Source organism: Mammaliicoccus sp. N-M50 (assembly GCF_022386995.1).
Taxonomy (GTDB): domain Bacteria; phylum Bacillota; class Bacilli; order Staphylococcales; family Staphylococcaceae; genus Mammaliicoccus; species Mammaliicoccus sciuri_A.
In genome coordinates, this window is record NZ_JAJNJA010000006.1 from 1 (window position 1) to 14,412 (window position 14,412).

14 protein-coding genes are annotated in these 14,412 nt (G+C 32.7%); 5 read left to right on the top strand and 9 right to left on the bottom strand.

Features of this window, described 5'->3' with window-relative positions:
- Positions 1-370 precede the first annotated feature (370 nt).
- Both kynU and LQ622_RS09870 read left to right on the top strand, forming a co-directional pair.
- On the top strand, positions 371-1,654 hold the full coding sequence (kynU, locus tag LQ622_RS09865; RefSeq protein WP_239763395.1) for a kynureninase: 1,284 nt from the start codon (positions 371-373) through the stop codon (positions 1,652-1,654).
- Positions 1,655-1,681: 27 nt separating this feature from the next.
- Positions 1,682-2,059 (top strand): GtrA family protein, encoded by a 378-nt coding sequence (locus tag LQ622_RS09870; RefSeq protein WP_107576659.1) that lies wholly within the window; start codon positions 1,682-1,684, stop codon positions 2,057-2,059.
- Between the two features lie 50 nt (positions 2,060-2,109).
- Here the strand turns inward: LQ622_RS09870 and lrgB are convergent, their stop codons facing one another.
- From lrgB to LQ622_RS09890, 4 genes are all read right to left on the bottom strand, one after another.
- Complete coding sequence (lrgB, locus tag LQ622_RS09875; RefSeq protein WP_025906914.1) at positions 2,110-2,811, bottom strand: antiholin-like protein LrgB; 702 nt, start codon at positions 2,809-2,811, stop codon at positions 2,110-2,112.
- Positions 2,808-3,224, bottom strand: coding sequence for an antiholin-like murein hydrolase modulator LrgA (gene lrgA / locus LQ622_RS09880; RefSeq protein ID WP_037590236.1), 417 nt, complete (start codon positions 3,222-3,224; stop codon positions 2,808-2,810). The genes lrgB and lrgA overlap by 4 nt, the downstream gene beginning before the upstream one ends.
- A gap of 120 nt (positions 3,225-3,344) precedes the next feature.
- A complete protein-coding gene (locus tag LQ622_RS09885) occupies positions 3,345-4,067 on the bottom strand; it encodes a response regulator transcription factor LytR (protein ID WP_025906916.1) in 723 nt (240 codons plus the stop codon).
- Positions 4,067-5,821 (bottom strand): sensor histidine kinase, encoded by a 1,755-nt coding sequence (locus LQ622_RS09890; RefSeq protein WP_239763393.1) that lies wholly within the window; start codon positions 5,819-5,821, stop codon positions 4,067-4,069. Before LQ622_RS09890 ends, LQ622_RS09885 begins: the two co-directional genes overlap by 1 nt.
- Before the next feature lie 132 nt (positions 5,822-5,953).
- On the opposite strand from LQ622_RS09890, the gene LQ622_RS09895 reads away from it, so the two are divergent.
- Positions 5,954-6,736 carry a putative hydro-lyase gene (locus LQ622_RS09895; protein ID WP_239763391.1) on the top strand — a complete coding sequence of 261 codons (783 nt, stop codon included), beginning with the start codon at positions 5,954-5,956 and terminating at the stop codon, positions 6,734-6,736.
- A gap of 366 nt (positions 6,737-7,102) precedes the next feature.
- On the opposite strand, the gene kynA is transcribed toward LQ622_RS09895, so the two are convergent.
- From kynA to LQ622_RS09920, 5 genes are all read right to left on the bottom strand, one after another.
- Positions 7,103-7,945 (bottom strand): tryptophan 2,3-dioxygenase, encoded by an 843-nt coding sequence (gene kynA / locus LQ622_RS09900; RefSeq protein ID WP_025906919.1) that lies wholly within the window; start codon positions 7,943-7,945, stop codon positions 7,103-7,105.
- 2 nt (positions 7,946-7,947) lie between these two features.
- Positions 7,948-8,568 carry a cyclase family protein gene (locus LQ622_RS09905; RefSeq protein ID WP_239763389.1) on the bottom strand — a complete coding sequence of 207 codons (621 nt, stop codon included), beginning with the start codon at positions 8,566-8,568 and terminating at the stop codon, positions 7,948-7,950.
- A 126-nt stretch (positions 8,569-8,694) separates the two neighbouring features.
- Positions 8,695-10,056 (bottom strand): gluconate:H+ symporter, encoded by a 1,362-nt coding sequence (locus LQ622_RS09910; RefSeq protein ID WP_239775081.1) that lies wholly within the window; start codon positions 10,054-10,056, stop codon positions 8,695-8,697.
- A 24-nt stretch (positions 10,057-10,080) separates the two neighbouring features.
- Positions 10,081-11,451 (bottom strand): four-carbon acid sugar kinase family protein, encoded by a 1,371-nt coding sequence (locus LQ622_RS09915; protein ID WP_239775082.1) that lies wholly within the window; start codon positions 11,449-11,451, stop codon positions 10,081-10,083.
- Positions 11,452-11,457: 6 nt separating this feature from the next.
- Entirely contained in the window at positions 11,458-12,333 is an 876-nt protein-coding gene (locus LQ622_RS09920; RefSeq protein WP_239763380.1) for an NAD(P)-binding domain-containing protein, read from the bottom strand.
- Positions 12,334-12,447: 114 nt separating this feature from the next.
- Between LQ622_RS09920 and LQ622_RS09925 the strand changes: the two genes are divergently transcribed.
- Together LQ622_RS09925 and LQ622_RS09930 are read left to right on the top strand one after the other, a co-directional pair.
- Positions 12,448-13,050, top strand: a complete 603-nt coding sequence (locus tag LQ622_RS09925) for a GntR family transcriptional regulator (RefSeq protein ID WP_239763377.1) — start codon at positions 12,448-12,450, stop codon at positions 13,048-13,050.
- Positions 13,051-13,115: 65 nt separating this feature from the next.
- A complete protein-coding gene (locus LQ622_RS09930; protein WP_239763374.1) occupies positions 13,116-14,321 on the top strand; it encodes a S41 family peptidase in 1,206 nt (401 codons plus the stop codon).
- The last annotated feature ends 91 nt before the right edge of the window (positions 14,322-14,412 follow it).

Genomic DNA, 14,412 nt, shown 5'->3' on the forward strand with positions numbered 1-14,412 from the left:
ATTAATTTATCGGCCCGGAAACCACAATTTCGGGTCGCTAAATTTATTTATCGGCCTGGAAATCTCATTTTCGGGTCCCTATTATATTTTTATCGGCCTGGAAATCCCATTTTCGGGTCGATAATTATTTTTATCGGCCTGGAAATCCTATTTTCGGGTCGCTATTTTATTTTATCGGCCTGAAAACTCCATTTCCGGGTCTCTATTTTTATTTATCGGCCTGAAAACTACAATCCTACCTCCTCACTTTCTGCCCACACCCACATTCCTACATCCACCCATCCCAAATATCATTATCTTTGTGACTTTTACATGGAAAGTATACAATTATATTTAAAGAATGATTCATTATTTATAAGGGGATGAACAAATGGATACTTCATTTAATACAACAAAAGAATTTGCCGAAGCTTTGGATAAAGCGGATGTGTTACATCATGTTCGTGATCGATTTTATATACAACCTAACGAAATTTACATGGATGGGAATTCTTTAGGTCTTGCTTCTAAAGATGCTGAGGCATCATTACTCAATGCGTTAGAAGATTGGAAAAAAGAAGGCATCAAAATTTGGAATATTGAAGACAGCAAATATTATCATTATTCTAAGCACATTGCTTCAAACATGGCGCCATTAATTGGTGCGAGTCCTGAAGAAGTTGTAGTAGTTGGTAGCACGACATCCAATATACATCAAGCTATTAGTACTTTTTACGAACCGACTAAAGATAAATACAAAATATTAGTTGATGACTTAAACTTCCCTACTGATCGTTATGCAGTAGATAGTCAAGTGCGTCTAAAAGGATTAGATCCAAACGATGCAGTTAAAGTTGTTAAAAGTTCAGATGGTGTATTCATTGATGAAAATGCCATTATTGAAGCAATGACGGATGATATTGCACTTGTTCTATTGCCTACTGTACTCTATCGAAGTGCTCAAGTATTAGACATGGCAAAAATAACAATGGCTGCGAAGGAACGTCAAATCATCATTGGATGGGACTTATGTCATGCAATCGGTGCGATTGAAATGGACTTAGCCCAAATTGATGCAGACTTTGCTGTATGGTGTACATATAAATATTTATCAGGTGGACCTGGTTCAACTGCTGGCTTATATATCAATAAGAAACACTTTAATCGCAGTCCTGGTACTGCCGGTTGGTTTGGGAATAAAGACGAAACACAATTCCAACTTAATCATACATTTGAACATCAACGAGATGCTTCAGGGTGGCAAGTTGGAACACCAAATATTCTATCTATGGCACCATTAGAAGGTGTGCTTAACATTTTCAACGAAGTTGGTATGCATGCTATTAGAACGAAATCACTTCATATTACGTCATACTTAATGTATTTAATTGATGAAAAGTTAACTGACTATGGTTATTCAGTTGGGAACTTACGTGATGATTTTAAACGAGGTGGACATGTATGTTTAGTACATGATGAAGCATATAGAATCAGTTTAGCGTTGAAAGATAAAGGTGTGATTCCAGATTTTAGAGAACCGAATGTGATTCGATTAGCACCTATTGCTTTATATACATCATATGAAGAAGTCTATAAAGTCGTTGAGATTTTAGAAGAAATTGCACAAGATCATTTATACGAACAATATAGTACTAAACGTGGCCTGGTCGTATAATAAATTGCGTACTTAAGGAGTAGCTATATGTCCAAGAAACACGGAGAAATCATTCGATTTATACTTGTAGGTGGCATCAATACAGTTAATTATTACTGGATATATTTATTATTATTAAAAGTGTTCGACATTCAATATTTAGTGAGTCATATATTGAGTTTCATAATAAGCTTTATCATTTCATTTTATTTGAATTGTTATTTTGTTTATCGTGTTCAACCTACCGTAAAAAAATTCATTCAATTTCCTATTACACAAGTTGTAAATATGGGATTACAAACATTATTATTATTTGTGTTTGTACAGTTACTTCATGTAAACGAAACTTTTGCACCATTTATCGGATTAATTTTTACAATTCCAATAACATTTATATTATCTAGATGGATTTTAGTAGATAAATAAAACGAAAAGCGCCTGTAACATAAACATGTTACTGGCGCTTGTCATTTTTTCTATAATAAGAACATAACAAAGAATGGAACGACTGCTACGACTACGATACCAACAAGAACGAGTGAAATACTGGCCATTGATTCTTCTACTTCACCTAATTCTTTTGCTGCTGCGACACCGAGTGTGTGTCCACTTGTACCTAAGGCTAATCCTCTTGCAATCGGATTTGTAATATTAAAGAGTTTCAATAATTTATTTCCTAATGCCATAATAATAACGGCATTTAAAATCACGGCTAATGATGTGAGTTCTTTAATACCTGAAATACCTTCTGAAACTGGCAATGCAATTGCAGTTGTTGCTGCTTGTGGTAACATTGATGCGATAATATCATCACCAAATTGGAATGCTTTCGCTACAATATAAATAATAACAAGTGCTGCTACTGTTCCAATTGCAATACCACCCATGATATGATGCCAATGTTTTTTAAGTACTTCACGTTTTTTGTATAAAGGAATTGCGAAACAAATTGTTGCTGGTTCTAGGAAGAAATTAATAATATCTCCACCTATTTTGTAATTTTCATATGGTATGCCTGTCGCTTTTAAAAATACAATGCCACCAACCATACTGAAAAATAATGGCGCAAACAAGAAGAATCCATTTGTTTTTTTAAATAAATAAGTACCGACTAAGAATAATATTACAGATAATCCGATACCGAAATATGGTGTATTAAGGCCTAAATGTTCCATCATGCATAATCACCTGCCACGCGTTTATTGTTAATTTCTTTCGTACGTTTAGCTGATTTTTCACTTGGTTTAATGATCATTTGTGAAAAGATACCCGTACAAACAAGTAATAAAATTGTAGAAATAATAATTAGTAATATGATAAGTATTGGACTCGTACTTAAAATACCTAATGAGTTGATCACTGAAATACCCGCTGGAACGAATAAGAATCCGATATTATTCGTCAATGCTGTACCAACCGCTTCTACTTGTTCTAACTTGATAATACCTGTTGTCAATGCGATAAACATTAGTACTAATCCGATAACTGATGCCGGCATTGGTATAGGCATAAAGCTTTCTATGACATGTGAAATTAATAATACAATTGATATTGTTAATACTTGATGAAAGAAGTTATTGACTTTTTTCATTTTGACAACCTCCCGAAGTAATCTCTTAAGGTTATCTTAATATGAAAATCATTTTTTAAAGCGTTTTCAATGCGAAATGCAATAATTGACCTCTAAGTTACAAAATCTATGCTCTGAAAATTATACTAACCCTATTTCTGATTTAAACGACTTCATATATGATCGACTGACTTGTAATTTGATATTCCCCGTCAACGTCACTTGATACGTCGAATTAAACCAATGTTCAACCGATTGTATATGCCATTTATTAATAATACTTGCGCGATGAATACGAATAAATTTAGCGTGACTGAGCTTTTTCTCGTAGAAACTGAGTGGCTCGTTTGTCGTATATTCATTGTCAGTCGTATTAATCGTCGTAATACCTTGATTGACAGATATCGCAATAATATCATCTACATTCAATACATAAATACGATCATCAATTTCAATAGGCAAGACTTCATCGTGATTGACCGGTTTCGGCTCAACTGATTGTTGTGTTTCGATATTCGTAATTTTATTAATCGCTTGTTCAATTCTTGCTTTCTCAAAAGGCTTCAAAATATAGTCTGTTGCTTCTAATTCAAATGCTTGTACAGCATATGTGTCATGAGCAGTCGCAAAGATAATATGCGGAACATGTTTCATTTTGTTGATTTTCTTCGCTAAATCTAAGCCACTTTCTTCCATCAAATTAATATCTAAAAATATAACATCAAATTCGTGCGACAATAGTTGTTCCAAAGTTTCTTCAACATTTTCTGCTTCTTCAATTTGACTAAATGAACCAATTTGATTCAATAAATATTTCAGTTCATTACGTGCTAATGGTTCATCATCAACAATTAACGCATGCATTACATTTCCTCCTCTCGATATTTGTGTGGAATAATCGTACATACTTTCGTTCCTTTATCACTTGAATCAAATTGTAATTCTGCATGATTTCCAAATAATCCTGTTAATCTTCTATTTAAATTCTCTAACGCACTTCCAGTTCCTGACTGAGAGGCAACTGTTGTCTTACCTAAAATAGCAATTTTATCTTCATGTATTCCTTGCCCGTTATCTCTTACACATAGTTGAATCGATTGATGATTACGACTCACTTTAACCCAAATGCGATTGTCTTCTTTTCTACTTGTAAAGGCATGTTTAATTGCATTCTCTACTAATATTTGTATAACAAAAGGTGGCACAAGTGCAGAATAATGTTCTTCGGGTATATCAAATTCAATTTTGAAGTGATCGGGATATCTTGCTTGCTCTAAAGCAATATAAGCGCGTACTTGTTCTAATTCTTTTTCAATTGTAATCGTATTGTTTCTCGCACCTTGTAAATTCGAACGGAAGAAATGACTCAATTGTAATAACAATTGACGTGCTTTCTCATGATCAATTCGAACTAATGCTGAAATCGTATTAATCGAATTAAAGAAGAAATGCGGATTAACTTGAGCTTGTAACGACTTAATTTCAGCATCTTGTAATAATTTTCGTTGTGTTTCAACAGCACCGAGTTCTAACTGACTAGAGAATATTTTAGCTAAACCTTCAGCTAGTTGTTTCTCTACAAATGTTAAATCATGATGATCTGTAAAATACAACTTCAATGTCCCTACAATATCATCATGTACATATAATGGAATAACAATCGCCGCTTCAAGAGGACAGTTCGGATGTTGACACCCTATATCTTTACTAGAATAGACTTCTTTTTGTTGACCAGTTTCAATAACTGCTTTAGATAAATCAGTAATGATGGTCTTATCAGGTGTGTGATGATCACTAGCTACACCAACATGCGCCAATATATGCGTCTTATTTGTAATAGCAACAGCAGAAACTTTCATGAGATCTTTGATAACTTTTGCTGATTGATGTGCAGATGATTCTGTTAATCCTTCTTTAAAATAAGGCAATGTCTGATTGACGAGCTTTAATACATCATGCGTTTGGATGGCTCTCATTTGTTCTTCTTGTTTAACTGTCGAAATAATTATAGACATAAATATCGCAGTACCTAATCCATTAATGATAATCATCGGCAATGCAATAAGTTGAACAAGTTCCCATGCATCTGCTTTTTGCGATGAGAATATCAATATACAAATCATTTGAATAACTTCCGTAGATGCACCTACTAATGCACTTTGTTTCACGGATAAATAACTTTTTGACTTCATTGCTTGTGCACCAAAGTAACCTGCGACAAGTCCAATGACGATAGATGATATTAAATATGTATATGCATCAGCACCGCCAATATAAACTCTAAATATACCTGATAGCACACCTACGAACAGACCTACAAATGGTCCACCTATCAACCCTGAAACGCCTATTGTTAACACACGTGTATTCGCAAGTGACACTTCTGGTCCGAGATGTAAATAAATCATACTCGATACAATTTCACCATTATGAATCGCGACACCTGTAAAATTAGATAGCAATGCAAATGATGAAAATACAATGATCAATCGCCATTTTACATACCATTTTTCGCGTTCACCCATCATATTTTTAAAATACGTGGTATTCATTAATATGTAGGCAACGAGTATAATTAAACCAACACGTTCTAATAATAAGACAAATAAATTTAACATATAAACACCTATCGTTTCTTTACTTTTCTATACGTTCATACCAACAAATATTTTACCATATGATTGTTAGAAATCTCGGAATAATGTTTAAATGATATAATAAGGAGAACCATGCAGAAAGGGGATAATATCATGAATTTACAAACTGCATCACCAGAGGAAATTAGAGCAAGTATAAGACAAGGCGCATTAACACGACCAACTAGTGGGATGGCTAAAGGGTATGTCCAAGCAAATGTCGTCATCTTGCCTTCTAAATATGCTTATGATTTTTTGAAATTTTGCTTTAAAAATCCGAAGACATGTCCATTACTTGATGTATCCGAAGTAGGATCGCCGTCATTTAGTAAATATGGAAAAGAAGCGGATATTAGAACAGATGTTGGATTGTACAGACTTTATAAAGATGGCAAATTCGTACAAGAATACGAAGATATTAAAGCGTTGTATACAGAAGATATGGTCAGCTTCTTGATTGGATGTAGCTTTACATTTGAACATGCTTTGCTTGAAGCGGGCATTCCAGTACGTCATATAGAAGAAAATCATAACGTGCCGATGTACATCACAAATATACCAGCTGAACCAAGTGGTACTTTTAAAGGAAACATTACAGTAAGCATGCGACCTATGACGATGGCAGAAGCAATTAAAGCTACTGAAATCACAACACATTTCAAAGAAGTACACGGTACACCAATACATATTGGAAATCCAAGTGAAATCGGTATCGGAAACATTGACCAACCTGATTTCGGTGAAGCTGTAACAATTAAAGACGGAGAAGTTCCTGTATTCTGGGGATGCGGTGTAACACCACAGTCTGTCGCATTAGATGCCAAACCAGACATCATGATTACGCACGCACCAGGACATATGTTTATAACAGATGTTAAAGATAGCGAAATGAGCTAGACTTAGAAGGACTTTAAAAGCAGAAAGCTGAGGCAACGGTCATTGCCTCAGCTTCATTTTTGTTTCTGGACCGGTAATTGATTTTATAGGTCCATATTTTTCATTTCTGGACCGGTATTTATTTTTATCGGTCCATATTTCTCATTTCTGGACCGGTAATTTTATTTATCGGTCCATATTTCTTATTTCTGAACCGGTAATTTTATTTATCGGTCCATATTTTCTATTTCTGGACCGGTAATATTTTTTATCGGTCCATATTTTTCATTTCTGGACCGGTAATTTTATTTATCGGTCCATATTTTCTATTTCTGGACCGGTAATTTATTTTATCGGCCTGAAAATCCCTACACTCCTATTCCCAACTTATAATTCTGTACGCAATTCCCACAATTCTGGGAAGAAGTTCTGGTCAATAACCCGTTTTAAATAATTTACTCCTGAACTTCCACCTGTTCCTGTTTTGAATCCTATTATTCTTTGTACGGTCTTCATATGTCTAAATCGCCACTGACTGTATCTATCTTCTACATCTGTTAATTTCTCTAGTAGTTCATACAATTCAAAGTATGCGTCTGATTGTAAATATATTGCTTTAAAAGCTTCTTTCACTGAATCATTCCGCATATAATTTTGCGTAACTTCCCTATTTAACACTTCGGAATCTATGTTAAATCCTGCTCTATGTACTGCTTTAATTGTTTCATCATAAATACTTGGTCGTTCTAGTTGTGTTTTCAACTGCTGATATATATTTGGGTCTTTTTCATAGATTTTTAAAGCGTGTGTTGTTTTATATCCTAAGCTATATTCAATCATTCTATTTTGAAAAGATTGAAATCCTGAAGAATTCCCTAAGTCATCTCTAAATTTCAAATAATCACTTGGTGTCATGGTTGATAATACTTCCCATACTTGAATGAGTTGTTTTTGTATATTACCTACACGAGCTAATTTTTTAAATGCTTGTTTATATTGATCAGATTTAATATCATCACTTGCAGAATTTAATTCATGAATAATTAAGTTCATCCACAGTTCTGATACTTGATGGACAATTATGAATAATTTCTCATCGTGCGCATCTGTTAATGTATGTTGTGCTGATAATACTTTATCTAAACCTAAATATTCACTATAAGTCATGTCCTTCGAAAAATCCGTCTTCACACTTTCCCCTTTAAGTGATTCATCTTGAAATTCGCTCACAACTACTCCCCCTTTTTAGAAATGATCGCTCTTATTGGCGAACCGTCTGCACCTACTATATTTAAAGGTAATCCAATGAAGTTATAATAACCTTCTGATACATTTTCTAATAATAGATTTTCAATATTAATGATGTCGTATTGATTAAATGCATGATGATTGTCTAAAGTTTTAGAGTCGATATCATCTACTGATGGCACATCAATTCCAAATACTTTAATCCCTATTGAAGATAAATATTGAATGGCATCTTCTGTTAAGACAGGTACTGACTCTGGAAACACTTCAGAATGTGCTTCTGTTTTAGTCTTAATCATTATAATCGTCCCTTTAATCTCATATTTCTTGAGTATTTCCTGGGTGATTAAAGTTTCATCCATAATTTCAATCAATGTTGCATCGCCAATTAAACGATTGACGTCAATTTCATGAATCTTGATACCTTCTTCATCAAAGTGATATGGCGCATCCATATGTGTGCCTATATGTGTGCTTGTTGAAATACTACCAATATTTACAGAACCCGTTTCTTCTTTAGTCGCTGAAAGTTTAAAATGAAATGGCTCATCACCTGGCCAGTGTGCAATATTGTTCGTCAATTGTTGTGTAATATCAATCCACATAATCATGCTCCTTTATTAATGTAATCGCTACCATATTACCTTTTAATCCAACTTTTGTACATTAATTTGTAATAATGAAAAAAGTAAAAGCCGAGACATATTCGTATGTCCCAGCCTTTTTTAAAATTATACAATTAAATTGACGATTAATATTAATATCAAACCTAATACAGAAAGTACAGATTCTAGAAGTGTCCATGTTAAGAACGTTTCTTTAATTGTTAAACCAAAGTATTCTTTGAACATCCAGAATCCTGCATCGTTTACATGTGAGCAGAATATACTACCTGCACCAATCGCAAGTACGACAAGTGAAATATTCACATCTGATGCTTGTAATAATGGTAATACAATACCTACTGAAGATATTGCTGCTACTGTCGTTGAACCAAGTGCTACTCTTAATAAAGCAGCAGCTAACCATGCTAGAAAAATTGGTGACATTTCTGTACCGTGGAATATTTCTGAAATTGTGTCACCAACACCACCATCAATGAGGATTTGTTTAAATGTACCGCCCCCACCAATAATTAAAAGTAACATTGCTATTGGTCCAATAGCTTCTTCAAATGATTTCATAATCGTTGTCATATTCTTAGATTGTTTAATACCCATTGAATATATCGCAAATAATACAGCTAATAACATTGCTGTAACAGATGAACCAAGTAAGTACACGATAGATTCAAACCAGTTTGTTGGTTCTTGATCATGACCAGTTATAAGTTGGACTACTGTAGCAAATAACATTAAAATAACTGGGAATAATGCTGTTAATAAACTAATACCAAAGTTCGGTAATTTTTCATTACTAAAATCATTCATTTTACCTATACTTGCTGTGTTCCCTTTCTTTTCAAATGCTACAGGTGCAATAGCATAAGCAAATTTAGGGAAGATACCACCGACTACGATTGCTAAAGATACACCAATGATAAGACCATACATCAATACTTCTCCAATATTGGCATTAACCGCTTCTGATATCGCTACTGGACCTGGATGTGGCGGTAGAAATCCATGCGTTACAGCAATTGAAGTTGCCATTGGAATACCAACTTGTAAATTAGAAATTTTCATTCTTTTAGCCAACGTAAACACTAAAGGAATTAATAATACAAATGCAACTTCTAAAAATAAAGATATCCCGATAATAAATGATGCAATAATCATTGCCCAAGTTACATATTTTTTACCAAACGTATTAATCAGTGTATCTGCAATTCTTGTTGCACCACCACCGTCAGATAATAACTTACCTAAAATCGAACCTAATCCAAAAATAATCGCAATATGACCGAGTGTATCGCCCATACCTTTTTCAATGGTTTCCACAATTTTATCAAGTGGCATACCTAAAATAATACCTGTTAACATTGAAGTGATAATTAAAGCAACAAACGTATTTAATTTAAAGTACATAATAAGCGCTAATAAAATTAATACACCAATTACAACACTAACCAGTGGCCAGTACTCTCCCAACATTTAAATCCCTCTCTCTTTATATATTTAACGATTTAATTCATATACACTGCTTAAAGTTTCTTCATCTCCGACATTTCCTGGGAATATAACATAAGGTATATTTTGATATTTCGCTTCAGGACCTGTTAGCCATACTGGAACCCCTTGTGTAATTTGACCGATGACTTTTGCTTTTTCAATTTTTAATCCTTTTGTCGCAACATCGCTTGAAGTTATACCACCTTTAGCGATAATAAACTTCGGTTGTACATCTAAATTTGAAACGATTGATACTAAACTATTTGAAATAGCAGTAGAAATACTTAAATTATGTTGCAAGTTCTCAGTTCTAATAACATCTCTTGACGTATAAATGACAACATCTTCTCCGTTATCAATATATCGCTCAACGAGTTGTGTAATGTCATCAACATAAGCTTGTAAATTGGATGACGCTATTTGCGTAACGTCAAATTCTATTTCACTAATAAATGAATGGTCTAATAAATATTTCAGTTGGTCTGATGACTTTTTAACATGTGAACCAACAACAATAATGCCACCATTATCATTTTCTTTATAAGAATTTAAATTGATAATTTCTCCAGGTGTTTCACAAATTGCTTTAACAAAAGATGCCGCTGTTCTAAAGATAAAGCGTTTATCATGTTGTGCTAAAAATTCAGTCAGACAAGCTACAAAGAAATCCATATCCTCATCATTTACAGCATCTACTACGACTTGATCAAAGTCATTTAAATTTGAAAATACATTAAAAATCGTTTCTTTATCTCTTTGTCGTAAATATTCTAATGTGATGTGATAAACTTCGTCAGATTGAACTTCGCCATAACTTTTTTCGCTTATAAAGTCATTCATATGTTTAGACTTAAATCCAAATGTTGTATCTTGTGCAAATTCACTTTCAGATACTGGGATATATTGCTCGCCTTCTTTAAGGTAATGAATGCCTTCATATGTATATCTATTGCCTTCAAAGAAAGCTGGAATATAGAATACAGCATCAAAATCTTGGTCACTAGATTCACTTAACACTTTAGGTTCTAAATAGAAATGACCTCTTAATGTAGAATCTCCTCTACTAATAATTAAATAAGGTATATCCAATTTATTAGCTACTTTTTGTATGTTAGCGCTTACCTCTTGGTGTAAAGAAATCGTCTCTTGTTCATTTAACGCTCTAGAATTCGTCAAAATGTAAAACATATTATGGGATTGAAGAAAACCATCTTCAATCCATTCCTCAGTCCACTTCGTATATACAGGTAAATCTTTAACTGTTTGAGTGCCTGTAGGATCATCATCTAGTACAATAATTTTATATTTTAAATCTGGTAAATGTTTGTTTATATCATCATGTTTAAATTCATTTATTAAATCTTTTGTTAACATCATTATCACCTACATATTATTGATTTTTTCGAAGTATTGAATGATACCTGAATGGTCATTTAAACCATTACCTTGTGCAACTTCTGATTTATAAATTTCTTTAATTTGATTAACAACTGGTAAAGTTAAACCTGCTGTATCTGCTGTTGACGATACATTTTTTAAGTCTTTTAAATTAATGTTTAAAGTGCCACCTGGTTTATAATCTTGTTCAATCATTTTAGGGAATTTCGCTTCCATAACTGCTGAACCTGCTAAACCATTTTTGATTGCTTCATGCATTTCTGTCAAATCTATATCAAATTTCTTAGCGAGTACAACCGCTTCAGACAATGCTGCAATATTTGTATTCACGATAATTTGATTCGCCAATTTAACGACACTACCAGAACCAACATGACCAACTCTTACAACAGATCCAGCAATTGGACGAAGCACTTCTTTAATATCTTCTAATAAACCTTCATCACAACCAACCATTACAGCTAATTCTCCTGTAATCGCAAGTGGTTCTCCTCCACTAACTGGTGCATCTACATACTGAATATCTTTTTCTTCAAGTACTTTACTAATTTCTAAAGATTCATTAGGTGTTAAAGAACTCATATCAATAACCATTTTGACATTAATTTCACTTTGGTTTAATACGGTCGTTTCACCACTGTATAAAACTGATTTAACAATAGCGCCATTAGGCAACATTGTAATCATCACTTCGGCATCTCTAGCCATTTCTTCAATAGTTACAACTTTCGCACCTAATGCTTCTACCTCTTTTTCAGCTTCTTTATTTAAATCATTCACTAATACTTCTTTATTAGCTTTGATTAAGTTTTTCACCATTGGCTTACCCATAATACCTAATCCAACAAATCCAATTTTCATTTTTATGCTCCTTTTCTGTAAACGTTTACAGGTATTGTATACCAAAATTTAATAAATGTATACATTTTATTTCAAATTTTTTTATAGTAAGATGAAGTTAACGAGGTGAAAACGATGGCAAATAAGGAATTATCCATATATCAAAAAATAAGAAATGACATTATAAATGGTGACTTAACGCAAAATGAAAAAATAACAGAAAGTAAACTTGCACAAAGATATAATGTTAGTAGAACACCGATAAGAGAAGCTATAAAACAACTAGAATTAGAATACTTCATAAGAGATGGTTATATTTATGTACCAACAGTAGAAGAATATCGAAATATCTTTGAGATGCGTATTTTAATAGAAACACACGCAATCAAAAAAGCGAGTATCGTATTCACACAAGACGATATCGAAGAATTAAAAAGTTACGCAACAATCGGAGACGACAAAACAGAAGAAGAAATCATACAAATCAACGATCAATTCCATCAAAAAATCATGAGCGCCACAAAAAATAGTTTTATAATAGATACGTATAGTAAATTAAAAAGTTATATATACCTATTCAGCAAAACAGTTATCAATAAAAAACGCCCATGTCTTATAGAAGAACATCAAAAAATAGCAGAAATGCTAGAAAAAAGACAAACCGAAGCGGCAATAGAACTCATGAAAGAACACTTATTAAACGACTTAGAATTCAGTCTATACTATTTGAAATCGTAGGAAGATGTAGTGTGGGGAAGGGAAAAACAATATTCAACTATATTAAAATGAATGGAGTGCATCATATGACATTAAAAGAATTTAACATCATTGAAAATCAACTCATTAATGAATATGCAGGTTACTTTGATAAAAAAGAACTTATAACACAATTTCCATCTAAAATTTCTAATATTAGTGAAGAAGAATTTTATTTTTACATGACTAAATATTTGAATAAATTTCACGATCCACATCTTAAATTAGTTGAACTTAACGGACTTTATCCAAATATTAGAGTTCAATTACATAATGATCAATTATATGTGATAGACTCCAGAAATTCACAAATTCCTACGGGTACTGTTATTCATAATTTAGGTTCTTACTCAATCAAATATATACTTGAAAATGATCATGATTTATTAAAATCCAGTAACCCAGAAAGAATGGAATGGTCAGACGTACTTAAAAAATATAAATATATCGTATCCGATTCTAAAGAAATATCTATTTTACAAAAGGATAAACCGGATTTCTTTGAACAATCATACATTATCGAAAATAAACATACCTATATTTATTTAAAATTTACCGACTTTATTGATCATTTAAAAATCTCTAACTTAATAGATAAGCATAAAAAACTACTTTTAAATGCGAAACAAATCATTATTGATGTGCGAGGTAATCGCGGTGGTTCAGATTTAGCTTATTTAAAGTTATTACCTTATTTAACAAGCGAAAGTATTACAATAACTGATGATACGCCTTATTATCATAGATTTACAAAAGCATATTGCGATGAAAGAATACATGCAATTTCTGAACTCATAAAACAGATACCAGATTCAGATGATCTTGATGAATATAAATCATTTTTAAAATTATTTAAAGATAACTACGATAAAGGACTTGTTAATATCAATAACAATCCAGAACCTGATACGATTAAAGGCATTCAAGAAAATTGTCCAGATGTAAAGGTACTAGCGGACTTTGAATGCGGCAGTTCAGGAGATAACTTTGTAAAATTTGCACATGAATTTAAAAACATTGAAATTATAGGTAGACCTACTAAAGGTATGAACGATTATAGTAATGTTATGTTTGTCGATATTAACGGTAAATATAAATTAAGCGTCCCACACTCTAAAGACGGAAATGTAGATTTAGGTAAGAGTATGGGAAAAACAGGTATACCAGTAGACCACTATATTCCATGGACACCAGAAGAACTTGAAAAAGATATCATCTTAGAAACAGCAATAAATAGATTTACTTCACATTAAAGTTAAATGAAAAATGTTGCGCTAACGATCTTGTTTTATTGAAACATAAAATAAATGGTTGAAAATGATCAGTCTCTTATATTAATTATTA

Coding starts and splice junctions, on each gene's coding strand:
- kynU (WP_239763395.1), top strand. CDS start 371: ATGGATACTTCATTTAATACAACAAAAGAATTTGCCGAAGCTTTGGAT.
- LQ622_RS09930 (WP_239763374.1), top strand. CDS start 13,116: ATGACATTAAAAGAATTTAACATCATTGAAAATCAACTCATTAATGAA.
- LQ622_RS09905 (WP_239763389.1), bottom strand. CDS start 8,568: ATGTGGATTGATATTACACAACAATTGACGAACAATATTGCACACTGG.
- LQ622_RS09895 (WP_239763391.1), top strand. CDS start 5,954: ATGAATTTACAAACTGCATCACCAGAGGAAATTAGAGCAAGTATAAGA.
- LQ622_RS09890 (WP_239763393.1), bottom strand. CDS start 5,821: ATGTTAAATTTATTTGTCTTATTATTAGAACGTGTTGGTTTAATTATA.
- LQ622_RS09910 (WP_239775081.1), bottom strand. CDS start 10,056: ATGTTGGGAGAGTACTGGCCACTGGTTAGTGTTGTAATTGGTGTATTA.
- LQ622_RS09925 (WP_239763377.1), top strand. CDS start 12,448: ATGGCAAATAAGGAATTATCCATATATCAAAAAATAAGAAATGACATT.
- LQ622_RS09915 (WP_239775082.1), bottom strand. CDS start 11,451: ATGATGTTAACAAAAGATTTAATAAATGAATTTAAACATGATGATATA.
- lrgA (WP_037590236.1), bottom strand. CDS start 3,224: ATGAAAAAAGTCAATAACTTCTTTCATCAAGTATTAACAATATCAATT.
- LQ622_RS09920 (WP_239763380.1), bottom strand. CDS start 12,333: ATGAAAATTGGATTTGTTGGATTAGGTATTATGGGTAAGCCAATGGTG.
- LQ622_RS09870 (WP_107576659.1), top strand. CDS start 1,682: ATGTCCAAGAAACACGGAGAAATCATTCGATTTATACTTGTAGGTGGC.
- LQ622_RS09885 (WP_025906916.1), bottom strand. CDS start 4,067: ATGCATGCGTTAATTGTTGATGATGAACCATTAGCACGTAATGAACTG.
- lrgB (WP_025906914.1), bottom strand. CDS start 2,811: ATGATGGAACATTTAGGCCTTAATACACCATATTTCGGTATCGGATTA.